General features: G+C 72.8%; 22 protein-coding genes. 11 read left to right on the top strand and 11 right to left on the bottom strand.

Annotated features, from left to right (window positions below; all coding sequences use genetic code 11):
• The first annotated feature begins 129 nt into the window (after nt 1–129).
• From ACZ5NH_RS07485 to ACZ5NH_RS07470, 4 genes are all read left to right on the top strand, one after another.
• Nucleotides 130–798: a hypothetical protein gene (locus tag ACZ5NH_RS07485; RefSeq protein ID WP_468773382.1), complete on the top strand. Its 669-nt coding sequence runs from the start codon at nt 130–132 to the stop codon at nt 796–798.
• A gap of 168 nt (nt 799–966) precedes the next feature.
• The gene (locus ACZ5NH_RS07480) at nt 967–1,197 is read left to right on the top strand and encodes a ferredoxin (protein ID WP_451557357.1); all 231 of its coding nucleotides are present in this window, start codon (nt 967–969) and stop codon (nt 1,195–1,197) included.
• Nucleotides 1,187–2,578, top strand: a complete 1,392-nt coding sequence (locus ACZ5NH_RS07475) for an NAD(P)/FAD-dependent oxidoreductase (RefSeq protein ID WP_468773381.1) — start codon at nt 1,187–1,189, stop codon at nt 2,576–2,578. Before ACZ5NH_RS07480 ends, ACZ5NH_RS07475 begins: the two co-directional genes overlap by 11 nt.
• Nucleotides 2,579–2,611: 33 nt before the next feature.
• Entirely contained in the window at nt 2,612–3,850 is a 1,239-nt protein-coding gene (locus tag ACZ5NH_RS07470; RefSeq protein ID WP_468773380.1) for a cytochrome P450, read from the top strand.
• Nucleotides 3,851–3,868: 18 nt separating this feature from the next.
• On the opposite strand, the gene ACZ5NH_RS07465 is transcribed toward ACZ5NH_RS07470, so the two are convergent.
• Together ACZ5NH_RS07465 and ACZ5NH_RS07460 are read right to left on the bottom strand one after the other, a co-directional pair.
• Nucleotides 3,869–4,384, bottom strand: a complete 516-nt coding sequence (locus ACZ5NH_RS07465) for an immunity 21 family protein (protein ID WP_388632624.1) — start codon at nt 4,382–4,384, stop codon at nt 3,869–3,871.
• 26 nt (nt 4,385–4,410) lie between these two features.
• Entirely contained in the window at nt 4,411–4,887 is a 477-nt protein-coding gene (locus tag ACZ5NH_RS07460) for a rhodanese-like domain-containing protein (RefSeq protein WP_468773379.1), read from the bottom strand.
• A 94-nt stretch (nt 4,888–4,981) separates the two neighbouring features.
• Between ACZ5NH_RS07460 and ACZ5NH_RS07455 the strand changes: the two genes are divergently transcribed.
• On the top strand, nt 4,982–5,428 hold the full coding sequence (locus ACZ5NH_RS07455; protein ID WP_468773378.1) for an Lrp/AsnC family transcriptional regulator: 447 nt from the start codon (nt 4,982–4,984) through the stop codon (nt 5,426–5,428).
• Nucleotides 5,429–5,441: 13 nt separating this feature from the next.
• On the opposite strand, the gene ACZ5NH_RS07450 is transcribed toward ACZ5NH_RS07455, so the two are convergent.
• From ACZ5NH_RS07450 to ACZ5NH_RS07430, 5 genes are all read right to left on the bottom strand, one after another.
• Nucleotides 5,442–8,432 (bottom strand): AAA family ATPase, encoded by a 2,991-nt coding sequence (locus ACZ5NH_RS07450; RefSeq protein ID WP_468773377.1) that lies wholly within the window; start codon nt 8,430–8,432, stop codon nt 5,442–5,444.
• Nucleotides 8,429–9,592, bottom strand: coding sequence for an exonuclease SbcCD subunit D (locus tag ACZ5NH_RS07445; RefSeq protein WP_468773376.1), 1,164 nt, complete (start codon nt 9,590–9,592; stop codon nt 8,429–8,431). Before ACZ5NH_RS07445 ends, ACZ5NH_RS07450 begins: the two co-directional genes overlap by 4 nt.
• A gap of 106 nt (nt 9,593–9,698) precedes the next feature.
• A complete protein-coding gene (locus ACZ5NH_RS07440) occupies nt 9,699–10,325 on the bottom strand; it encodes a YigZ family protein (protein WP_451555396.1) in 627 nt (208 codons plus the stop codon).
• A 130-nt stretch (nt 10,326–10,455) separates the two neighbouring features.
• Nucleotides 10,456–10,998: a SixA phosphatase family protein gene (locus ACZ5NH_RS07435; protein WP_468773375.1), complete on the bottom strand. Its 543-nt coding sequence runs from the start codon at nt 10,996–10,998 to the stop codon at nt 10,456–10,458.
• Nucleotides 10,995–11,837: a hypothetical protein gene (locus ACZ5NH_RS07430; RefSeq protein ID WP_468773374.1), complete on the bottom strand. Its 843-nt coding sequence runs from the start codon at nt 11,835–11,837 to the stop codon at nt 10,995–10,997. The genes ACZ5NH_RS07435 and ACZ5NH_RS07430 overlap by 4 nt, the downstream gene beginning before the upstream one ends.
• 107 nt (nt 11,838–11,944) lie before the next feature.
• Between ACZ5NH_RS07430 and ACZ5NH_RS07425 the strand changes: the two genes are divergently transcribed.
• The 3 genes from ACZ5NH_RS07425 to ACZ5NH_RS07415 all read left to right on the top strand — a co-directional run bounded on the left by ACZ5NH_RS07425 (nt 11,945) and on the right by ACZ5NH_RS07415 (nt 15,498).
• On the top strand, nt 11,945–12,352 hold the full coding sequence (locus ACZ5NH_RS07425; RefSeq protein WP_451555393.1) for a CoA-binding protein: 408 nt from the start codon (nt 11,945–11,947) through the stop codon (nt 12,350–12,352).
• Between the two features lie 214 nt (nt 12,353–12,566).
• Complete coding sequence (locus ACZ5NH_RS07420; protein WP_468773373.1) at nt 12,567–14,210, top strand: APC family permease; 1,644 nt, start codon at nt 12,567–12,569, stop codon at nt 14,208–14,210.
• 64 nt (nt 14,211–14,274) lie between these two features.
• Nucleotides 14,275–15,498 (top strand): 4-hydroxybenzoate 3-monooxygenase, encoded by a 1,224-nt coding sequence (locus tag ACZ5NH_RS07415; RefSeq protein WP_468773372.1) that lies wholly within the window; start codon nt 14,275–14,277, stop codon nt 15,496–15,498.
• 38 nt (nt 15,499–15,536) lie between these two features.
• On the opposite strand, the gene ACZ5NH_RS07410 is transcribed toward ACZ5NH_RS07415, so the two are convergent.
• Together ACZ5NH_RS07410 and ACZ5NH_RS07405 are read right to left on the bottom strand one after the other, a co-directional pair.
• Nucleotides 15,537–16,094, bottom strand: a complete 558-nt coding sequence (locus ACZ5NH_RS07410) for a YbaK/EbsC family protein (RefSeq protein ID WP_388632594.1) — start codon at nt 16,092–16,094, stop codon at nt 15,537–15,539.
• 32 nt (nt 16,095–16,126) lie between these two features.
• Nucleotides 16,127–16,699: an XRE family transcriptional regulator gene (locus ACZ5NH_RS07405; protein WP_351807939.1), complete on the bottom strand. Its 573-nt coding sequence runs from the start codon at nt 16,697–16,699 to the stop codon at nt 16,127–16,129.
• 107 nt (nt 16,700–16,806) lie between these two features.
• Between ACZ5NH_RS07405 and ACZ5NH_RS07400 the strand changes: the two genes are divergently transcribed.
• A complete protein-coding gene (locus ACZ5NH_RS07400) occupies nt 16,807–17,664 on the top strand; it encodes an EamA family transporter (protein ID WP_468773371.1) in 858 nt (285 codons plus the stop codon).
• Between the two features lie 457 nt (nt 17,665–18,121).
• Here ACZ5NH_RS07400 and ACZ5NH_RS07395 read toward each other — a convergent pair whose 3' ends face one another.
• Nucleotides 18,122–18,886 carry an acyltransferase gene (locus tag ACZ5NH_RS07395; protein ID WP_468773370.1) on the bottom strand — a complete coding sequence of 255 codons (765 nt, stop codon included), beginning with the start codon at nt 18,884–18,886 and terminating at the stop codon, nt 18,122–18,124.
• Nucleotides 18,887–18,995: 109 nt separating this feature from the next.
• On the opposite strand from ACZ5NH_RS07395, the gene ACZ5NH_RS07390 reads away from it, so the two are divergent.
• The gene (locus ACZ5NH_RS07390; protein WP_451555388.1) at nt 18,996–19,523 is read left to right on the top strand and encodes a gamma carbonic anhydrase family protein; all 528 of its coding nucleotides are present in this window, start codon (nt 18,996–18,998) and stop codon (nt 19,521–19,523) included.
• 66 nt (nt 19,524–19,589) lie between these two features.
• Here the strand turns inward: ACZ5NH_RS07390 and ACZ5NH_RS07385 are convergent, their stop codons facing one another.
• Nucleotides 19,590–20,237, bottom strand: coding sequence for a DedA family protein (locus ACZ5NH_RS07385; protein ID WP_468773369.1), 648 nt, complete (start codon nt 20,235–20,237; stop codon nt 19,590–19,592).
• A gap of 250 nt (nt 20,238–20,487) precedes the next feature.
• On the opposite strand from ACZ5NH_RS07385, the gene ACZ5NH_RS07380 reads away from it, so the two are divergent.
• Nucleotides 20,488–21,549 (top strand): lysylphosphatidylglycerol synthase transmembrane domain-containing protein, encoded by a 1,062-nt coding sequence (locus ACZ5NH_RS07380; protein ID WP_468773368.1) that lies wholly within the window; start codon nt 20,488–20,490, stop codon nt 21,547–21,549.
• The last annotated feature ends 2 nt before the right edge of the window (nt 21,550–21,551 follow it).

Genomic DNA, 21,551 nt, shown 5'->3' with positions numbered 1-21,551 from the left:
TGGCCCCAGCTCCGCGCCCACCCCACCCCCACACACCCCATCGCTCCGCCGTCCGGCCGTGCCCGGTGGCGTGGGGCGGCGGGTGGGGGCTTGCTGGTGCCGGAGTCGATGCGGAGGAGGCGGGCCGGCATGCAGCGGAAGAGGTCGGCGCTGGAGACGCCGCGGGCCGCCGGGCTGGCCGGAGTCGGGTTCGCGCTGCTGCTGACGGCGGCGATCGTCCTGGTCCGGCTGGGGATGCCCCAGGGCGCTGCCGCGATCACCGCCCAGGGGTTCACGAACTCCGCGCGGCGCGGCGCACTTGAGAGGGCCCTCGCGCTCGTGCCGTTCGCAGGCATCTTCTTCCTGTGGTTCATGGGCTCCATTCGGGCGCATGTCGGTGCGGCCGAGGACAGGTTTCTGGCCACCGTGTTCCTGGGCAGCGGCCTGGTCTTCACGGCCACGATGTTCGGCGCCGCCGCGGCGGCCGGTGCCGTCCTCTCCGTCGCGCACCCGGCCGGCACGGCACCCGCGCCCGCGTCCTGGGACTTCGGCCGCCACTTCGCGTACACGATGCTGGTGGGGTACGCGATGCGGATGGCGGCCGTCTTCGTGTCCGTCGTGTCGGTTATCGGCCACCGTCTCGGTGTCCTGCCCCGCCCGATCACCGTCCTGGGCGGCCTCACCGCCCTGACACTGCTCTTCGTGTCGGACAACGTGCCCTGGTCGGAGCTGGTCTTCCCGGCCTGGTCGCTGGTGCTCAGCGGTCACATCCTCCTGGCGAGCGCCGGCTCGCGCTCACCTGCCGCGCCTCGGGCATGACGGACCGGTCCGGCGCGCCCGGCGTGGCGCCGACCCGGACGGGTTCCCCGACGGGCGATCTCGCCGCAGTGGACCCATGCTGACAAACGGGACATGACCGCCGTCCGGGAATGCCGCGCGACACGGCCGGCGCGGACCGGACCTGGCCACCGGAAAGGCGGAGCGTCGATGCGGCTCGTCGTCGATCTCAACAAATGCCAGGGGTACGCCCAGTGCGCGTTCCTCGCTCCCGATGTCTTCGCGATGCACGGCGAGGAGTCACTGATCTACAACCCGCATGCCCCCGAGGAGCAGCGGGAACGGCTGGCCCGCGCCGTCGCCGCCTGCCCGGTGCAGGCGATCACCGCGGACGGTCTGGACGACACGGGAGACTCCCGGGAGGCGTCCGATGGCCGCTGATCACATCGAGTGGCTCAGACGCGAAGGCCGGATCGTGATCGTCGGCGCCTCGCTCGCGGGGCTGCGGGCCGCCGAGACCCTGCGTGCCGAGGGCTTCGCCGGCGAGCTGACCCTGATCGGCGACGAACCGTACGAGCCGTACGACCGGCCGCCGCTGTCCAAGTCCGTCCTGCTGGGGATGGCCTCCCCGCACCGCACCGAGCTGCCGCACCGCCGGGAGATCGACGCCAAGTGGCGGCTCGGTGTCCCGGCGACCGGACTGGATCTGACGGCCAAACGGGTCCGGCTGGCCGACGGCGACGAGGTGGAGTACGACCGGCTGCTCATCGCGACCGGCGTCCGCGCCCGGCCCTGGCCGAATGAGGACGAGGCCCGGCTGGACGGCGTCTGCCTGCTGCGGACCCGGGACGACGCGGCCGATCTGTACCAGCGGCTCAAGGCAGGGCCGCGCCGGGTGTTCGTCATCGGCGCGGGCTTCGCCGGTTCGGAGGTGGCGTCGGCCTGCCGGGAGATGGGGCTGCCCGTGACCGTGGCGGAACGCGCCGCAGCACCGCTGGTGGGCGCGCTCGGCGGGGTGATCGGCGCCGTCGCCGCCGACCTGCAGACCGACAACGGGGTGGACCTGCGCACACATGTCACGGTGACCTCGCTGGAGGGTGACTCGGCCGGCCGGGTGCGGGCGGTCCATCTGTCCGACGAGAGCGTCGTCGAGGCGGACGTGGTCGTGGTCTCGCTGGGCTCGCTGCGCAACACCGACTGGCTGACCGGGTCGGGGCTGGGCGCCGGCCCCCGGGGCATCGCCTGCGACGCGGGCTGCCGCGCCTTCGACTTCCGGGGCATCGTCACCGACGACGTCTTCGTGGCGGGTGACGTCGCGCGCTCCCCGCACGCGCTGTTCGGCTACCAGTTCCTCTCACTGGAGCACTGGGGCAACGCCGTCGCGCAGGCGGAGACGGCCGCGCACAACATGATCTGCCACGGCGCCGACCGGCGGCCGCACCTGTGGATGCCCGCCTTCTGGTCGTCGATGTTCGGCGTGAACATCAAGTCGGTCGGCGTGCCGCCCATGGGTGACCAGCTCATGATCACGCAGGGTTCGCCGGTCGAACGCCGGTTCGTCGGCGTGTACGGCTACCAGGGCCGGATGATCGCCGCCGTGAGCTTCGACAACACCAGGTGGCTGGAGTTCTACGCGCGGCAGATCGAGCAGGGCGCGCCGTTCCCGGTGGAGCACCCGACGATGGACCGGCGTCCCGAGGGCAGGCAGCCGGTGGCGGCCGACTTCCCCGACCCGTCCCTGCCGACCCACGGCCCCACCGTGACCCTCACCGGCTACTCGCCGGCCGACCAGCAGCTGGTCTTCCATCCCGCCCGGCACTGACCGCCGCCCGGCCCGACGCTCCAAGGACGTGTCATGACGCAGGCCCCGTTGTTCCGTCGGATCACCGACTTCGCCAGCCGCGCCAACCCGTACCCGCTGTACGAGGAGCTGCGCAAGACCCCGGTCCTGCACGAGGAGGAGGGCGGCCCGTACGTCTTCAGCTCGTACTACGACATCGAGGCCCTGCTGCACGATCCCCGGGTCAGCTCCGACTCCGCCAACCTCGCCGCCGCCGGAGAGGACCCACTGGCCCAGTCGGAGGAGACGGGGGGACTGCCGCCGTCCTTCCTGCGGCTCGACCCGCCGGAGCACGACCGGCTCCGGCGCATCGCCAACAGCGCCTTCGGGCCGCCGCACCGGCCGCGCCGGGTCGACGACATGCGCGGTGACATGGCGGCCATCGTCACCCAGCTGATCGACGGCTTCGGGGACGCACGGCAGATCGACCTGGTCGACCAGTTCGCGTATCCCTTCCCGGTGACCGTGATCTGCCGGCTGCTCGGAGTGCCCCGGGAGGACGAGCCCCGGTTCCGCGCCTGGGTGGACCCGCTGGTGGCCAGCCTGGACCCGGAGGCGCGCGAGCATCCCGATCCCGAGTTCGTGGAGAAGGCGCAGGAAGCACGGATGCAGCTCGGGATGTACCTGGCCGGGCTGGTCGAGCAGCGCACCAAGGAACCCCGGGACGACCTGCTGTCCGACCTGGTCGACAGCAAGGGCCCGGACGGTGCCATGACGATGATGGAGGTGCTGAGCACCGCGGTGCTGCTGCTGATCGCCGGTCACGAGACGACGGTCAACCTGATCACGAACGGCATGCTCACCTTGCTGCGCCACCCGGACGTCCTGCAGCGCCTGCGCCGGGACCCGGGCCTTTCGGTGCGCATCGTGGAGGAGTTGCTGCGTTACGAGCCACCCGTGCAGATCGTGCCGCAGCGCACCAGCATCACCGACATCCAGGTGCGCGGGGTCACCGTCCCCAAGGGTTCGCGGATCTGGCTGGTACTGGCCGCCGGCAACCGCGACCCCGAGCGGTTCAAGGACCCCGAGCGCTTCGACCCGGACCGCGAGGACATCCAGCACCTCGGCTTCGGCAGTGGCATCCACAGCTGCTTCGGCGCTCCGCTGGCCCGGCTCGAAACCCAGATCGCGCTGTCCGAACTGGCCCGGCGGCTGGAGAATCCCCGTCTGGTCGAGGACCCGCCGCCGTACCGGCAGAACGCGGTGCTGCGCGGCCCCCGGCATCTGAACATCGCCTTCGACAAACTGCGTTGACAGCCGTCGGCGGTCCGGTCAGTGATCGAGCCGTCTGAGCTGTACCAGCCCGACCCAGGTCTCGGGCCCCGGCTGCGCATACGCGGCGCGCACCGCGTACGTGCCCGGCTCCAGCGGCACCCTCAGGTGCTCGTTGCGGTCGGCCGCCGGGCCCGGCCAGGCCGAGTCGAACAGCAGCACCGGTCCGGGCACCCGCCAGTGCACCTCGCTCCCCCACACCGCCGTGTCCAGGGCGGCGGGGACACCGGCGAGGAGTTCCGCCTCCGAGTTCGCGGCGGACCACCGCACGAAGGTGGCGTGGTCCGGGAGGTACGAGGTGGCCGCGGGTTCGTCGCCGAAGACCAGGGCCGCGCTGTCGCCGACGGGCAGCAGGCCGGCGTAACCGTCGACCTCGCACGCGCGGTCGTAGTCCGTGTCGAGTTCCTCGCTGTCGGCGCCCGCCCAGAAGGGCAGCACCGTCTCCGGGACGGCTATCAGCGGACCGCCGCCCGATTCCACCCACTCCAGCGCGCCTGGATCCGCGTATCGAGCCATGGGCAGAGAACCTACACGGGTGTCGATCAGCAGCCGCAATCGCCTTCGACGGGTGCGGTCAGCGGGTCGGCGTCGCGCTGTGCGCGCCCCTGCCAGGTCTCGTAGGCGAAGCCCTCGCGCGCCCAGTACTCGAAGCCGCCGAGCATCTCCTTGACCTGGTAGCCCAGTTCGGCGAGGGCGAGGGCGGCGCGGGTGGCGCCGTTGCAGCCGGGGCCCCAGCAGTACGTCACCACCGGCACGGACTTGTCCAGGAGCTGCTCCGCCTGCTCGGGGATGAGCGCGGTGGGCAGGTGGACGGCGCCGGGGATGTGCCCCTGGTCCCAGGACTCCGTCGAGCGCGAGTCCACGACGACGAAGCCGGGGTCACCGCCGACCGCGAGCGCGGCGGCCACGTCGGAGACATCGGCGTGGAAGGCCAGGCTCGCCCGGAAGTGGGCGGCCGCCTCGGCGGGGGCCGCGGGCGCGACGCGCAGGACAGGGTTTTCCGTGGTCTTCGTGATCATGACTGTAAATCTACGGCTCACGCCCCCGGCCCTGAAGCAGGTATCCACGGCATTCCCCTTGTCCGGGCCGGGATTTCCCTGCTATCCATCCGGGATGACCGTGTATTCCCCGGACGCCACCGACTGGCGCATCCTAGAGGTCCTCCAGCGCGAGGGCCGGGCCAGCTACGCCGAGCTGGCGCGGGCCGTCTCCATGTCGCCGAGCGCCGTCACCGAACGGGTCCGCCGGCTGGAGGAAGCGGGCGTGATCCAGGGGTACGCCGCGGTCGTGGACCCCGAGCGGCTCGGGCTGCCGATCCTGGCGTTCGTAAGGCTGCGCTACCCGAACGGCAACTACAAGCCGTTCCACGACATGGTGGCCGCGACGCCCGAGATCCTGGAGGCGCACCACGTGACGGGCGACGACTGTTTCGTCATCAAGGTCGCCGCCCGGTCCATGTCCCATCTGGAGGAGATCTCCGGGAAGATCGGCGCGCTGGGCTCGGTGACCACCAGTGTCGTGTACTCCTCTCCCCTGCCCCGGCGCGCACTGGGCCGCTGATCCGGGTACCTGGTCAGACCCCCCGCTGCCGCAGCGCCGACCCCGATCTGCCCTTGACGACCTCCAGCTGGGCGTGGATGCGGCGGCGCAGGTCGGGCACGTGGCTGACGATGCCCACGCTGCGGTCGCGTTCGCGCAGGGAGTCCAGGACGTCCAGGACCTCGTCGAGGGTCTGGTCGTCGAGGCTGCCGAAGCCCTCGTCGATGAACAACGTGTCGAGGCGGACGCCGCCGGCCTCGTCGGTGACGACGTCCGCGAGGCCGAGGGCGAGGGCGAGGGAGGCGAAGAAGGTCTCGCCGCCGGACAGGGTGGCGGTGTCGCGTTCGCGTCCCGTCCAGGCGTCGACCACATGCAGCCCGAGCCCGCTGCGGCCGCGTCCGGTGCGGTCGTCGGAGTGGACGAGGGTGTAGCGGCCCGACGACATGCGCTGCAGCCGGGCGGTCGCGGCGGCGGCGACCTGCTCCAGGCGGGCCGCGAGCACATACGACTCCAGGCGCATCTTGCGTTCGTTGTCGGCGGAGGTGCCCGCGGTGAGGGCGGCGAGGCGGGCGACCCGGTCGTATTCCTCGCGGAGCGGGGCGAGCCGTCGTACGGCCTCGGCGGTGCGCGCGGAGAGGCGGTCCAGCTCGGCGCAGCAGCGGGCCGCCGCGTCGCGTGCGGACGCCGCCTCGCGCAGCCGGTGTTCGGCCGTCGCGGCCGCGCGCTCGGCCGTGGCCGGGTCGGCGGGCGGGCGCTGGGCGGCGGCCGCGGTGTCGGCCTCCGCCAGTACCGCGCGTACGGCGGCCTCCTCGGCCTGCCAGGCGTCCAGGCGGTGCTGCAGTTCGCGGTGGGCCGCGGCGTCCAGGAGAGCGCCGGCCGCGGCCCGCGGGGTGTCGAAGCCGGCCCGGTAGGCGGCGTCGGCGAGGCGGGCGTCGGCGTCCTTCAGTCGCTGGGCGGCGTCCTCGGCGGCGCGCACGGCGTCAGCGGCGTCGGTCAGCAGCGCCGTCTGCCGCTCCAGTTGCGCGGCACGTGCGGCCACACTGCCGGAGTTGCCGCGCGCCTTGGTCAACACCTCTTCCAGTTGCGCCTGTTCGCGCTCCAGGGACTCGCGCCGGGTGAGCCGGGAGGCGGCCCGTACGGCGGCCTGCTGGCGGTCCGCGAGGCGCTGTTCGCGCTCGTGCTCGGCGCGGCGCAGCTCCTCGTGGGCGGCGTGCAGCGCGGAGGCGTCGCGCCGGGCGCGGGCGTACTCGTGCTCCAACTGCGCGTTGGCTTCTTCGAGTTGGGCGGTGGGCGTGTCTCCGGCCTCGGCGGTGGCGGCGGCCAGGGCTTCGCGGACGACGCCGAGCCGCCGTTCGTCCTCGGCGTGCTGCTCCTCGGCGCGCCGGCAGTCGGCCAGGGCCCGGTCCTCGGTCTCCCGGTCGACGTGTCCGGCGACCTTGCGGGCCGGCGCCGGGTGTTCGGTGGCTCCGCAGACCGCGCAGGGCTCGCCGTCGGTGAGGTGGGCGGCCAGTTCGGCGGCGATGCCGTGCAGGCGCTGTTCCTTGAGGTCCAGCCAGTGGGCTCGGGCGTCGAGGGCGCGCTGCCCCGAGGCGGCCGCCTGCAGCCGGGCCCCCTCCAGGTCGGCGGCCAGCTGGTCCCGGGTGCGGGCCGCCTCTAGGCGCCCGCGCATCGGTTCCCGCTGGACGGCGAGCTGTTCGGCGCGGGTGGCGGCCTCCTGGGCGGAGTCGACGCGGGACTGCAGCGCCGCGCGGGTGGCGTCCCAGCCGTCGAGCCAGGCCTCGGCCTCGCGGAGCACGTCCTCGTCCGCGCGCTCCTGGCGGTCGAGCCCGGACCGCTCCTCGGCCAGTTCGGCGAGCCGCTGCTCGGCCCGCCGGGCCGCGTCCAGACCGCCCAGCTCCTCGGCGGCCCGGCGGGCGGCGGCGGCGAGTCCGGCCGCGCCCGCGTCGGCGTAGGACTCGGGGAGCATGCCACGCGTGCGTGCCTCGGCCGCGGCCGTCCTGCGGTGCTCCTCCTCGACGGCCTCGCGCAGCTCCAGCGCGGGCGCGACCGCCTCCGCCTTGCGGGACCGCTCCATGCGCCGCTGTGCCTCGTGATGGGCGCCCGCCCGCTCCTGGAGCCGCTCGGCGCGCTGCCGGGCCTCGGCCAACCGGCTCTGCAGCCGGGCGAGTTCGCGTACCTCGTCCAGGTCGCGTCGGGTCTCGGCGTGGGCCGACTCGGCGGCGGCGAGCCGGCAATGGGCGACGGTGAGGCGTTCGCGGGCGGTGGCCCGGGCGACCGCGGCGGCGCCGAGGACGGCGTCGGCCAGGCCCGGGTCGCCGGGGGCCAGCTCGGGCAGCTCCATGGCGTCGCCGGCCTCCTGCTGCATGCGGTGGGCGTCGGCGAGCAGCGCCGCGTCGCCTTCCCGCACGCGTGCCTCGGTGGCGCGGCGGCGCTCGGCGAGGCGCTTCTCGACGTCGGCGAAGCGCTGGGTGTCGAAGAGGCGGCCCAGCAGCCGGCCGCGGGCCTCGGCGTCGGCACGCAGGAAACGGGCGAAGTCGCCCTGGGGCAGCAGCACGACCTGGCAGAACTGCTCGCGGCTCATGCCGAGCAGCTGGGTGATCTCCTCGCCGATCTCCTGGTGGGAGCGGCTGCGGTCCTTCCAGGCGCCGGCCGCGGCGTCGTACTCGCGCAGCCAGGTCTGGGCCTTGTCGACGGTCGTGCCGGCGCCGCGCAGTTTGGGCCGCTCCCAGGGCGGCTGCCGGGTGATCTCCAGGCGGCGGCCGGCGACGGTGAGGTCGAGGCGGACCTCGGTGCGGGTGCGCGGCTCGGCGTGGTCGCTGCGCAGGTGCATGCCCTGGCCGCTCTGCCGGGCGCCGGGGACGGAGCCGTACAGGGCGTAGCAGACGGCGTCCAGGACGGAGGTCTTGCCGGCGCCGGTGGGGCCGTGCAGCAGGAAGAGTCCGGCGGCGGACAGGGCGTCGAAGTCGATGCTCTGGGAGCCGCCGAAGGGCCCGAAGGCGGTGATGTCGAGCCGGTGCAGCCTCACCGGGCCACCTCCCGTACGGCGGCGTCGGCGCGCATGGCGTCGAAGGCCTCGCGCAGCACGGCCGCCTCCCGTTCGTCGGGCCCGGCGCCGCGCACATGGGCGACGAAGTCCTGGGCGATCTGCTGGTCGCTGCGGCCCGCGAGACGCCGGGCGTAGGACACCTGGGGGTCGTCCGGGCCGCGCTCGGGGGCGAAGACGAGGCTGAGGGTGTGCGGGAAGCGCTCGGTGAGCCGGGCCATGGGTTCGGCGGGGCGGACCGGGTCGGTGAGGGTGGCCTCGACCCAGGCGTCCTCGTGGCGGGCCAGTGCCGGGTCGGCGAGGAGGTCGTCCAGCGTGCCCCTGATGCGGGCCAGCGGGCGCGGCACCGGGCAGTCGACGCGCTCGGCGGAGACGGAGCCGTCGGGGCCGAGGTCGATCAGCCACATGCTCTTGCGGTGGTCGGCCTCGGAGAACGAGTAGGCGAGCGGGGAGCCGGAGTAGCGCACGCGCTCGGTGAGGGTCTGGCAGCCGTGCAGATGGCCGAGCGCCACATAGTCGACACCGTCGAAGACCCCCGCCGGTACGGCGGCGACCCCGCCGACGGTGATGTCCCGCTCGCTGTCGCTGGCCTCGCCGCCGGTGACGAAGGCGTGGGCCAGGACGACCGAGCGGGTGCCCGGCCCGCGGCCGGCGAGGTCGGCGCGGACGCGGTCCATGGCGGCGCCGAGCACGGCCTCGTGTCCGGCCTTGTCCACGGCGAACTCGTCCTTCACCAGGGCCGGTTCGAGGTAGGGCAGACCGTAGAAGGCGACGTCGCCGTGGGCGTCGGTGAGCACCACGGGGATGCCGGCGGCCGACGGTTCGGTGCGCAGGTGGATGCCGGCGCGGTCGATGAGCCCGGCGCCGACGCCGAGGCGGCGGGCGGAGTCGTGGTTGCCGGAGATCATCACCGTGGGCACGCCGAGGTCGGCGAGGCGGTGCAGGGCGTCGTCGAACAGCTCGACCGCGGCGAGTGGGGGCACCGCGCGGTCGTACACATCGCCCGACACGACCACCGCGTCCACCTCGCGCTCGCGCACGGTGGTGACGAGGTGACCGATGAACTCGGCCTGGGCCCCGAGCATGTTCACCCGGTGGAAGGCCCGGCCGAGATGCCAGTCGGACGTGTGCAGGAGTCTCATGATCCCCGAGACTAACGGCCGGGTCTGACATCACGGGCGGTTACTCCCGTATCGACCCGACACAGCCGGTCAACTATGGCCGTATTTGCCCGATCAGGGCGGAGTGTCAAGCATCTCCGTAGGCCTCGCCGCCCAGTTCGAACCCTGCCGTGCCCGCCGTCGCATCGGCGAGCCAGGCGCGGAAGGCGTCCACGTCCGCGTCCGGCAGGCCGATCTCGATGGTGACCGCCTCGGCGTAGCGGACGTCCCGCACCTCGCGTCCGGTGGCGCGCAGGTCGTTCTGGACCTTGCCGGCGCGCTGGTGGTCTACAGTCACCGTGGCCAGCCGGAAGCGGCGCCGGGTGATCGTGCCGAGGGTGTCGAGGGCCTCCCCGACGGCGCCGCCGTAGGCCCGGATGAGTCCGCCGGCGCCGAGCTTGACGCCCCCGTAGTAGCGGGTGACGACCGCGACGACGTAGCGCATCTCACGGCGCAGCAGCATCTGGAGCATGGGAACACCGGCGGTGCCGCCCGGTTCGCCGTCGTCGCTGGCCTTCTGCACGGAGGCGTCGGCGCCGATGACGTACGCCCAGCAGTTGTGGGTCGCGTCGGCGTGCTCCTTGCGCACGGAGGCGATGAAGTCCTGCGCCTCCTGCTCGGTGGCGGCCGGGGCGAGGGCGCACAGGAAGCGGGAGCGGTTGATCTCGATCTCGTGCACGCCCGCGCGGGCGACTGTGCGGTACTCGTCCTGCATCCCGCAAGCCTATGTGCTGACAGGGAGTGGGCGGCGACGGGCGCACGCCGGCGGTGGGGGCACGGACGACGGTCGGGTACGCGCGCGCAGCCGGTGGTCGCGGCGTGGGCACGCGCACGCGCGCGTGGGCCTACTTCTTCTTCCCGCGTGCCACGATCAGCGAGGTCAGAAGGGCGGTGCCGGGGCCGAGGGCGGGCCAGCCGGTGCCGTGCCAGGACAGGACGGCGATGGCGGACGTGGGGAACTTCGTCCGCACCCGCTCCAGCGTGTCCTCCAGACCGTCCCGCGCCAGCGCCAGGACGAGCTCCTCGAGACCGGGGTTGTGCCCGACCAGCAGGAGCGTCTCGACCTCCGACGGCGCCTCGTGGACCACCTCCAGGAGTTCCGGTACGCCGGCCGCGTACAACCGCCGGTCGTAGCGCACCGGCGGCGGAGTGCCCCACTCGGCGGAGGCCAGCTCCCAGGTGCGGCGGGCGCGCACGGCCGGGGAGCACAGGGCGAGGTCGGGCAGGCAGTCGGCCTCGGCGAGGGCGCGTCCGGCGGCCGGGGCGTCGCGCAGCCCGCGCCGCGCGAGCGGCCGGCGGTGGTCCTCGACGCCCTCGGGCCAGGCGGACTTCGCGTGCCGCAGGACCACCAGCCGGCGCAGCGAGCCCCTGCCCGCCCGCGTGATCACGCCGGGCTCCCGAGGTCGCGGGCGAGGTCGAGGGCCAGCAGCCGGTCGGCGTAGACGTAGGTCTCGAACCGGGCCCCGTCGGGCAGGTCCGGGGCGCTCTCCACGTCCCGCAGCACCTCCAGCACTCCGGGCAGGTCGAGGTCGTCCTCCCACGCGGAGCGCAGCCGCGCCCGCACCTCGTCGGGCACGGGCCGCGAGGGCTGCCGCGCCCACCCCGCCACTGCCCGCCGCCACCGGTCCAGCCGCCCGGCGGCCTCCTCCAGCACGGCGAGGCCCAGCCGGACCGGCTCGCCACGCGGCACGCGGAGGAGCGCGAGCCGAAGGGCAGCGGGGTCGGAGAGACCGCAAAGGAGGTCCGGGAGCGCGGGGTGTGCAGCGGGCTCGGGGACGTGCCCCGCGGCGGGATCCGCCCCTGGGCCGCCCACCGGCTCCCCCGTCCACTCCACCGGCGCCACCCACGCCACCGGTCCCCCGCCGGAGGTGTCCGGGATTTCGGTCGTCACGTGGATCGTCTGGGCCTCCCCGAGGCCCGGCGTGGCGTCGTGGGCGTCCTCGAAGGGGCGGATGGCCAGGGTGGTCGCGGCGCTGTGGAGGCCGGCGGGGCCGCGGGGTGCGGCGAGGGTCGCCCAGACCGGTGTGCCGCCCAGTTCCAGGGCGCGGACGAGGAGGTCGGCGGTGAGCAGCACCCGCAGGGAGGTCGGGTCGGGGCCGGAGGCGTGGGCCTCGATGCGGGTCAGGCCGCGACGGGCGGGCGCGGCGGGGACGGGCTCACCAGTTCGGGCGTCGAGGATGCGCAGCACGGGCTGAGCGTAGGCGGGCGGACGGTCGTACGCAGGCATCTTGTGTCCATTCCGGACATGGTGGCGAGGGGTCGGGCCGGGAATCCGGACCCGCCGGGGTGCTGTTGCCCAGGGGAACAGTTTCCCGCAGCCCCGAGGAGGCGGCCGTGTACGGCGACGAAGCGACGATCCGCAGGATCCTGACCGAGCTGGGCGACACCTGGGCGGTGGTCGGTCTGTCCGGCAACCGGGGCCGGGCCGCGTACGGCGTGGCGCAGGTCCTGCAGCGGTACGGCAAGCGGATCGTGCCGGTGCACCCCAAGGCCGAGACCGTGCACGGTGAGCAGGGCTACGCCTCCCTCGCGGACATCCCCTTCGAGGTCGACGTGGTCGACGTCTTCGTCAACGGCGACCTGGCCGGCGCGGTGGCCGACGAGGCGGTGACCAAGGGCGCGCGGGCGGTGTGGTTCCAGCTCGGTGTCGTGGACGAGGCCGCCTACGAGCGCACACGGATGGCAGGCCTCGACATGGTCATGGACCGGTGTCCGGCCATCGAAATTCCCCGTCTGGGCTAACGAATCTCTCCTTCTACTCACAATTGGTCGCTGAATATTGACATTCCTACTGGGCATCTGACCTGTGACAAGTCAGTGACCGAGTGTGCGCCCAAGACACCGAAGATCCCAGGTCAAAATTTGGTTAACACTCTTTTGCTGACTCGGAAAACATCCCTAGCCTGTGGCCTCCTTGCTCGTTAACGCTGCGTATAGATCTGAGAGGCCACTAGACATGGCGAAAGTCGACCAGGCTGCTACGCCGGTAGCCACAAGCGACACCGGCGGCGGCCTGCGCCGCGATGTGGGACTCATCGGCCTGATGTGGGCTTCGGTGGGTTCCATCATCGGCTCCGGCTGGCTCTTCGGTGCCGAGAAGGCGGTCACGGCGGCTGGCCCCGCGGCGATCATCTCGTGGGTGATCGGTGCCGTGGCGATCGTGCTGCTCGCCCTCGTGCACGCCGAGCTCGGCGGAATGTTCCCGGTTGCGGGCGGTACCGCCCGTTACCCGCACTACGCCTTCGGCGGTCTGGCGGGTATGTCCTTCGGCTGGTTCTCCTGGCTGCAGGCCGCGACGGTGGCCCCGATCGAGGTCGAGGCCATGATCGGCTACGCCAAGCACTGGCACTTCGCCGACGGACTGCAGAACGTGAACGGCACGCTCACCACCAGCGGCATCGTCGTCGCAGTGCTCCTCATGGCCGTGTTCGTCGCGGTCAACTTCCTTGGCGTCCGCGTGCTGGCGCACACGAACAGCGCCGCCACCTGGTGGAAGATCGCGGTCCCGCTCGCGGCGATCTTCATCATCGCCATCGGCAACTTCCACCCGGCCAACTTCACCTCCGAGGGCTTCGCCCCGTTCGGCGCCAAGGGCGTCCTCACCGCGATCAGCTCCAGCGGCATCATCTTCGCGCTGCTCGGCTTCGAGCAGGCGATCCAGCTGGCCGGCGAGAGCCGCAACCCGAAGCGTGACCTGCCGCGCGCGACGCTCGGTTCGGTCGCGATCGGCGCCACGATCTACGTCCTGCTCCAGGTCGTGTTCATCGCCGCCCTGCCGCACGCCTCCTTCGCGAAGGGCTGGGCCAACCTGGCCTACGCCGGCATCAGCGGCCCCTGGGCGGGTCTCGCCTCGCTGGTCGGCCTGGGCTGGCTGGCCTGGGTCCTGTACGCCGACGCGATCATCTCCCCCGGCGGCACGGGCCTGATCTACACCACCGCCACCTCCCGCATCTCCTACGGTCTGGCCAAGAACGGCTACGCTCCGAAGGTGTTCGCCAAGACGGACTCGCGCGGTGTGCCGTGGTTCGGCCTGGCGATGTCGTTCGTGACCGGTGTGATCTGCTTCGCGCCGTTCCCGAGCTGGCAGACGCTGGTCGGCTTCATCACCTCGGCGAGCGTGCTGATGTACGCGGGCGCCCCGCTGGCCTACGGCGTCTTCTCCGACCGACTGCCGAACCACGAGCGTCCGTACAAGCTGCCCTTCGGCAACATCATCTCGCCGCTGTCCTTCGTGGTCGCCAACCTGATCATCTTCTGGTCCGGCTGGGACACCCTGTGGCGCCTGGGCTGCGCGATCCTGATCGGCTACGTGCTGCTCGGCTCCTACGCCTGGTACGCGATCCGCAAGAACCTGCCCAACGCGCCGCGCCTGGACTTCAAGGCCGCGCAGTGGCTGCCGCCCTACCTGGTGGGCATCGGCGTGATCTCCTACCTGAGCACCTTCGGCGGTAATGGTGACCTGCCGCTGTGGTGGGACATCCTGGTCGTCGCGGTGTTCTCGCTCGTCATCTACTACTGGGCCAAGGCGACCGCCTCCAAGCCCGAGCAGATCGAGCGCGACATCGAAGAGGTCGTCGTCACCGACGCCCCCGCGCACTGACCTCGCTCCCCCCTGGTGTCCCGTCGGCCGGATCCGGCTGACGGGACACCGTCATAATGCGGGGATGATCTCGCCTTCCCCCCACCTCGGCTCCGCGCCCGAGGAACGCCGTACCGTCGTCGTCGTGGGCGCCGGGCCTGCTGGGCTCACCGTCGCCGGCATCCTGCGGGCCGCCTCCGTCGACTGTGTCGTCCTGGAGACCGAGAGCAGGCAGTTCATCGAGACCCGGCCCAGGGCCGGTGTCATCGAGGAGTGGGCGGTGCGCGAACTGGGCCGGCGCGGACTGTCCGCACGGCTCCCGGAGCGGGCCGAGTCGCACAGCGCCTGCGAGTTCCGCTTCGACGGCGAGCGGTACCGCCTCCCCTACGCCGACCTGACCGGCAGCCGTCACTACGTCTACCCGCAGCCGTTGCTGGTGACGGACCTGGTGCGGGAGTACGCCGACGTACGGGGCGGCGACATCCGCTTCGGCGTGCGCGACGTCACGCTGTACGACCTGGACTCCGACCGGCCCGCGGTGTCCTACCGGTGCCCGGACACGGGTGAACGGCGGCTGCTGCGCTGCGACTTCGTCGCGGGCTGCGACGGGGCGCGCGGGGTGACCCGGGACGCGATACCCGTCGAGCGCCGGCGCATCGCACGGCAGGACGACGGCATCGGCTGGCTGGCGCTGCTCGCGGAGGTCCCGCCGTCGACGGACTGCGTCCTGTTCGGCGTCCATCCGCGCGGTTTCGCCGGCCAGATGCCCCGCAGCCCGGAGCTGACCCGGTTCTACCTCCAGTGCCCGCCCGGCGACGACCCGGACAACTGGCCGCACGACAGGGTCTGGACCGAGCTGCGCGAGCGGCTCGGCGCGGCCGGAGCGCCCCCGCTCGCCGAGGGCCGGCTGATCGAGAAACGCGTCCTGGACATGCACCACTATGTCGTCGAACCCCTGGCCCACGGGCGGCTTTTCCTGGCCGGCGACGCCGGTCACCTGGTCGCGCCCATCGCCGCGAAGGGCATGAACCTCGCCCTGCACGACGCCTTCCTGCTCGGCGACGCGCTCGCGGCCTGCGTCACGAAGGGCGACGGCAGCGGCCTGGACGGCTACTCGACGGCCTGTCTGCGCCGGGTGTGGGACTACCAGGAGTTCTCGCAGTGGCTGTCGGACATCTATCACGGTGTCGCGTCCGGCGACCCGTTCCGCGCCGGCACCACACTGGCCCGGCTGCGCCGCCTGTTCACCTCACCGGCCGCGGCGGCGGCCTTCGCCGAGCAGTACCTCGGCACCGCCACCGCCTACTGAATCCCAACCCGGGCCGGGTCATGCGCGGGACAGCCGCCTCAGGCGACCCCGAGGCCCTCCAGCACCACGGCGCCCGGCAGTTCCGCGAGGGCCTTGCCGGGCACCAGCAGCTTGCCGCGCCGGCGTCCGCTGCCGACGAGGACGTAGGGGAGGTCCACGACGGCGGAGTCGATCAGCAGGGGCCAGCCGGCGGGCAGTCCGACCGGGGTGATGCCGCCGTACTCCATGCCCGTCTCGCCGGTCGCCGTCTCCATCGAGGCGAACGAGGCCTTGCGCGCGCCGAGTTGGCGGCGGACCACGCCGTTGACGTCGACCCGCGTGGTGGAGAGCACCAGGCACGCGGCGAGAGTGGTCTCGCCGCCCCGCTTGCCGGCGACCACCACACAGTTCGCCGACCGCTCCAGCAGCTCGCGGCCGTAGTGCTCCACGAAGACGGCGGTGTCGGCCCAGCGCGGGTCCGTCTCGACGTAGAGGACGCGGTCGGCGGGGATCACGCCCCGCCATTCGCGTACGGCGTCGGCGACCGGGGCGGTCAGCTCCTCGAGGCAGTCCGGGACGGGGGTGGCGGTGTCGAAGTCTCCGATGGGCGCGCGCATGGCCGCACGCTAACAGGCCGCCGCGGTGCGGTTCAGCGCACGGGCGGCACGGAGACGGCCATCACCATCTCCATCGGTACGTCGCCCTCGTTGCCGTAGGTGTGCGAGGTGCTCGCCTCGAACGTGGCGCTCGCGCCGGTCGGCACCAGGTGCTTGACGCCGTCCACGGTGAGGGTCAGTTCGCCCGCGGTGACATGGACGAGTTCCACCGTGCCCACGGGGTGCGGCTCGGAGGGGCTCTGCTCGCCGGGCATCAGCCGCCAGTCCCACATCTCCAGTGGACCGGGCGCCTCCGTGCCGGCGAGGAGGCGGTTGTAGCTGCCGGCGTCCGTGTGCCACAGCCGTACGGCCTGCTCGGCGGGGACGATGCGGACGGTGGGGCCCTGTTCGTAGTCGAGCAGGGTGGTGATGCTGATGCCGAGCGCGTCGCCGATCTTGACGACGGTGCCGATGCTGGGGTTGGTCCGGGCCTGCTCGATCTGGATGAGCATGCCGCGGCTGACGCCCGCGCGGGCCGCGAGCGCGTCCAGGGTGAAGCCGCGCTCGGTGCGCCAGCGCTTGACGTTGCGCGCCAGGGACTGGGTCAGCAGGTCGAGGTCCGACACATCACGTCCATCGATGAGGGTTCAATATACGGCATGGCAGAGTTCACTTGACTGGACTACGGTGTGGTGTACCTGATTGTTCACCACACTGTACTGCGAGGCCGGCCGTGACAGCATTCTTCGCCCTCACCACCAGTCTGCTGTGGGGACTGGCCGACTTCGGCGGTGGACTGCTGACCCGGCGCACGCCCGCGCTGACGGTCGTCGTCGTCTCGCAGGCCGTCGCGGCGACGGTCCTCGGCGCGATCGTCCTCGCGACCGGTGGCTGGAGCGAGGCCGGGCCCCGCCTGTGGTTCGCGTTCGCCGCGGGGCTGGTCGGACCGATCGCCCTGCTCTCCTTCTACAAGGCCCTCGCGCTCGGCCCCATGGGGGTCGTCTCCCCGCTCGCGACACTGAGCGTGGCCGTGCCGGTCGGGGTGGGCCTCGTCCTCGGCGAGCGGCCCGGTCTGCTCCAGGTCGCGGGCATCGCGGTCGCCGTCACCGGGGTCGTCCTCGCGGGCGGCCCGCAGTTGCGCGGCGCGCCCGTCCAGCGGCGGACGATCCTGCTCACACTGATCGCGGCGCTGGGCTTCGGCACGGTCTTCGCCCTGATCACGGAGGCCTCGACCACCGTCAGCGGCCTGTTCCTGTCCCTGTTCGTCCAGCGGCTGACGAACGTCGCGGTCGGTGGGGCCGCGCTCGCCGTCTCCGTACGGCGGGGCGGCTGGGCGGTGCCCGAGGGCGGCTTCCCGTGGGCCTCGCTGCCCGCGCTGGCCTTCGTCGGGCTCGCCGACGTGGCCGCCAACGGCACCTACGCCGTCGCCGCCCAGCACGGCCCGGTCACCGTGGCGGCCGTCCTCGCCTCGCTGTACCCGGTGGTGACCGCGCTGGCCGCGCGCGGCTTCCTCAGCGAGCGGCTGCGGGCGATCCAGGCAGCGGGCGCGGGCCTGGCGCTGCTCGGCACCCTGCTGCTGGCGACCGGCTGAGCGAGCCCGCAGGTCCCGGCTCCGGCTGGACCGACCTTCGGTTTCCAGCTCCGAAAGGGTCAGCCTGGGCGCTCTGGTCCTGGCGGAGCCGACCTGCGGGCCCCGGTCCCGACCGAACCCACCTGCGGCTTCCGGCCCCGGCCGAACCCACCCGCGGAATCCACCACCACCGAGCCGACCCGCGGGCACCCATCCCGACCGAACCGCCCCGCGGACCCCCGGCCCCGACCCAGCCGACCCGCGGACCCCGGCCCCGACCCAGCCGACCCGCGCACTCCGGTCCCGACCGAACCGCCCCGCGGACCCCGCGCCTGACCCGCGGACTCCGGCCCCGGCCGAACCGACCCACGGGCGCCCGTCCCGGCCGAACCGACCCGCGGACCCCCGGCCCCGGCCGAACCGACCTGCAGGCTCCGATACCAGCCGAACCCACCCGCGGAATCCAACCCCAGCCGAGTCAGCTTTCGGTTTCCAGTTCCGCGAGGCGGGCCACCCCGTCCTCGTCCAGTTCGGCCAGTGCCCGCAGCTGCTGTGGTGTCATGCCGTCCGGGATCGGCACCGGGGCCGGCGTCCTGAGCGGCGGCTGCCAGCCCTGCTCGGCCGTCCAGCGCCGGACGACCCGGGCGGGCGCCCCCGCCACGACGGCGTGATCGGGCACCGTGCCGCGGACCACGGCGCCGGCCGCGACGACCACGTTCCGGCCTATGCGCGCGCCCGGCAGGATCACCGCACCGGTGCCGATCCAGCAGCCCGGGCCGATGTCCACCGGCTGCATGCGCGGCCACTGCCTGCCGATGGGCTGGTGCGGGTCGTCGTAGGAGTGGTTGGTGGAGGTGACGTAGACGTACGGGCCGAAGTAGCAGTCGCTGCCGATGGTGACCGTCGTGTCGGCGATGACATGGCTGCCGCGGCCGAGCACCACGCCGTCGCCGATGCGCAGGATCGGGTCCGGGCCGAGGTCCAGGTCCGGCATCAGGCCGGCCGTCAGCGTGACCTGTTCGCCGATGATGCAGTGCGAGCCGAGGTGGATCCAGGGCTCGCCGAAGACCGTGCCGAGCGGGAAGGCGAGCCGGGTGGCTTCGCCGATCGCGCCGAACTTCAGGCGGCCGGGATGCTCGGCGGAGACGGAGCCGGTGCGTTGGGCCCAGGCCCAGGCCGCGTGTACCGCGCGTTGGGCGAGGCCGCGGCGCCAGGACGAGAACGTGTTCTTGGGCTTCGGCACGGGCTTACGTTACTCAGCGGTTGCCTTCGGCGAGAGAGCGGGCTGCTGTGATCTTTGCCCCACGCCGTGTCGTAGCGTGCGGGGTACTTACGAATGCGAGGAGACGGTGATGACACAGCAGGCGCTGATCGTGGGCATCGGAGGCAAGGAGCCGCGGGTCGATCCGGAGGCGTTCGTGGCGCCGACGGCTTCCGTGATCGGTGATGTCACCCTGCACGCGGGGGCCAGTGTCTGGTACGGGGCTGTGGTGCGCGGGGATGTCGAGACGATCACCGTGGGTGCGCAGGCGAATGTGCAGGACAACGTCACGCTGCACGCGGATCCCGGGTTTCCGGTGAGCGTGGGCGAGCGGGTGTCCATCGGGCACAACGCCGTCGTTCATGGGGCGACCGTGGAGGACGACTGCCTGGTCGGGATGGGGGCGACTGTCCTGAACGGGGCGGTGATCGGGGCGGGGTCGCTCGTCGCGGCTCAGGCATTGGTCCCGCAAGGAATGGTCGTGCCGCCCGGGTCGCTGGTGGCCGGGGTGCCGGCGAAGGTCAAGCGGCCGTTGTCGGAGGAGGAGCGGCAGGGGGTCACGCTCAACGGCACGATGTATGCGGAGCTGGCCAAGGCGCATCGTGGGGTGCATGAGTAGGCGCGTCGGCGGGTGCGGGTGCGTTGCGGTTGATCCCGCAGTTCCCCGCGCCCCTGTGGGGGCGTCCTACTCCCCGGCGCTTACAGGTTCTGCTTCTCGGTCCGCCTGCTCCTGGGCCTTCTTCGCCTTGCGCTTGATGATCAGCATGGTGGCGAGACCGAGCAGGACCGCCGCCGCCAGGCCCACGTAGGAGAACTTCTTCAGCCAGCCCTCGGCCACCACGCCGACGTAGTAGACGGCGGCCGTGGTGCCGCCCGCCCAGCAGATGCCGCCGAGGACGTTGGCGATCAGGAACTTCCAGTACGGCATCTGGAGGACGCCCGCGAGCGGGCCGGCGAAGATGCGCAGGAGGGCGACGAAGCGGCCGAAGAAGACGGCCCACATGCCCCACTTCTCGAACGACCGCTCGGCGGTGGCCACATGGCCCTCGCTGAAGTGTCTCGGGAACTTGTCGCCCAGCCAGGCCAGCAGCGGGCGGCCGCCCTTGCGGCCGATCGCGTAGCCGATGGAGTCGCCGATCACGGCACCCGCGGTCGCGCACGCGCCGAGGACGAGCGGATTGATGCCCGAGTGCTGGGAGGACATCAGCGCCGCCGAGACCAGGATGATCTCTCCGGGAAGCGGGATGCCCAGGCTCTCCACACCGATCACCAGGGCCACCACTGCGTAGACGGCGGCCGCGGGCACCGTGTCGAGCCATTCCTGGACGTGCACCGCGGGATCCTCCCCTGTCGCTGTCCTTGCGTTCCGGGCCGCCGCATGCACAGCGCGCCCCAAGGGAAGGCTACCTGGTCGGCGGTGAACGGCGGCTTGCGCGCACCCGCCCCGCGGCACCGTCCCGCCCTCGCGCCTTCGGTTTTCGGACATCCCCGTGTCACGCGGGAGGGGAAGGCTCCCCGCGGTATCGCCCGACCCGCCTCCCCCAGGTCCCCGCAGGGACCCGCTGCGGAAGGACGACGTCCCCGTGTCCTCACTGTCTCCGTCCCCTTCGCTCCCCTCCCCGCCGTGTCCCCGGACGGCGGATCCGCTCCCCGTCGGCCCCGGTGCCCCGCCCGACACCGGTTCCGAATCCGCTCCCCGGTCCGTGTCCCCCCTCGCGGCCCGGCACATCCGGCTGGTCCTGTGCCTGGCTCCCCTGCTGCTCGCCGCCGGCTGGGCCGTCGCCAACCGGCCCGTGATGTACGAGGGGGTCCGGCGGCTGCTCGCGGCCGACCCGGGGTGGCTGCTGGCCGGGGCCGGTTTCACCTGCCTGAACTGTGTGGCGGCCACGTGCGTCCGGCAGGGCGCGCTGCCCGACCGGGTGCCCCCGGGGCTGCTGCTGGCCTCGCAGTTCGCCGCCGGTGCCGCCAACCACGCGCTGCCGGCCGGGCTCGGCGCCCATGCCGTCACACTGCGCTTTCTGCGGGGCCAAGGGGTGACGCCGGCCCGGGCCACCGCGTCGATCGGGCTGTACTCGCTGGCCAAGTCGAGCGCGAAGACCCTGGTGCTGCTGGTGTTCCTCGCCACCTCACCGGCCTGGCGGCGGCTCGGGGATCTGGTGCCGGACGGACGGCTGGTGGTTCCGGTCGCCGCCGTCGTGGGCGGGGCCGTCGCGGTGGCGGGGGTGCTGCTGACGGTCGTACGGCCGTTGCGGCGACCGGTGACCGGACTGCTGCGCTCCGCCCTCGCCGACGCCCGGGAGGTGCACACGAGGCCCTGCCGCGTGGTCGCGCTGTGGGGCGGGGCGGTGGCGATGCCGCTGGTGCAGGGGTCCACCCTGTCCTGTGTCGGTGCCGCGCTCGGGCTGGGGCTGCCCTGGGCGCATGTGGTGCTCGCCTATCTCGCGGCGGGCACGGCCGTGGGGGCGGTTCCGGCGCCGGGCGGGTTCGCGGTCGACGCGGCGCTGGTGTGGACGCTGGTCACGTTCGGCGCCGGGCCGCCGGTGGCCACGGCGACGGTCATCGGCTACCGGGTGCTGACCGACTGGGTGCCGCTGCTGCCGGGCACCCTCACGCTGTCCGCGCTGATCCGGGCCAAGGTGCTGTGAGC

Source organism: Streptomyces sp. NPDC031426, assembly GCF_055581585.1.
Note: the sequence above shows the minus strand (reverse complement) of the source record. Positions and strands in the feature narration are given on the sequence as shown.

What these genes read in the sequence shown, in the direction of transcription:
- ACZ5NH_RS07485 (WP_468773382.1), top strand. Translation starts at nt 130, where the DNA reads ATGCAGCGGAAGAGGTCGGCGCTGGAGACGCCGCGGGCCGCCGGGCTG.
- ACZ5NH_RS07480 (WP_451557357.1), top strand. Translation starts at nt 967, where the DNA reads ATGCGGCTCGTCGTCGATCTCAACAAATGCCAGGGGTACGCCCAGTGC.
- ACZ5NH_RS07475 (WP_468773381.1), top strand. Translation starts at nt 1,187, where the DNA reads ATGGCCGCTGATCACATCGAGTGGCTCAGACGCGAAGGCCGGATCGTG.
- ACZ5NH_RS07470 (WP_468773380.1), top strand. Translation starts at nt 2,612, where the DNA reads ATGACGCAGGCCCCGTTGTTCCGTCGGATCACCGACTTCGCCAGCCGC.
- ACZ5NH_RS07465 (WP_388632624.1), bottom strand. Translation starts at nt 4,384, where the DNA reads ATGGCTCGATACGCGGATCCAGGCGCGCTGGAGTGGGTGGAATCGGGC.
- ACZ5NH_RS07460 (WP_468773379.1), bottom strand. Translation starts at nt 4,887, where the DNA reads ATGATCACGAAGACCACGGAAAACCCTGTCCTGCGCGTCGCGCCCGCG.
- ACZ5NH_RS07455 (WP_468773378.1), top strand. Translation starts at nt 4,982, where the DNA reads ATGACCGTGTATTCCCCGGACGCCACCGACTGGCGCATCCTAGAGGTC.
- ACZ5NH_RS07445 (WP_468773376.1), bottom strand. Translation starts at nt 9,592, where the DNA reads ATGAGACTCCTGCACACGTCCGACTGGCATCTCGGCCGGGCCTTCCAC.
- ACZ5NH_RS07440 (WP_451555396.1), bottom strand. Translation starts at nt 10,325, where the DNA reads ATGCAGGACGAGTACCGCACAGTCGCCCGCGCGGGCGTGCACGAGATC.
- ACZ5NH_RS07430 (WP_468773374.1), bottom strand. Translation starts at nt 11,837, where the DNA reads ATGCCTGCGTACGACCGTCCGCCCGCCTACGCTCAGCCCGTGCTGCGC.
- ACZ5NH_RS07420 (WP_468773373.1), top strand. Translation starts at nt 12,567, where the DNA reads ATGGCGAAAGTCGACCAGGCTGCTACGCCGGTAGCCACAAGCGACACC.
- ACZ5NH_RS07415 (WP_468773372.1), top strand. Translation starts at nt 14,275, where the DNA reads ATGATCTCGCCTTCCCCCCACCTCGGCTCCGCGCCCGAGGAACGCCGT.
- ACZ5NH_RS07410 (WP_388632594.1), bottom strand. Translation starts at nt 16,094, where the DNA reads ATGCGCGCGCCCATCGGAGACTTCGACACCGCCACCCCCGTCCCGGAC.
- ACZ5NH_RS07390 (WP_451555388.1), top strand. Translation starts at nt 18,996, where the DNA reads ATGACACAGCAGGCGCTGATCGTGGGCATCGGAGGCAAGGAGCCGCGG.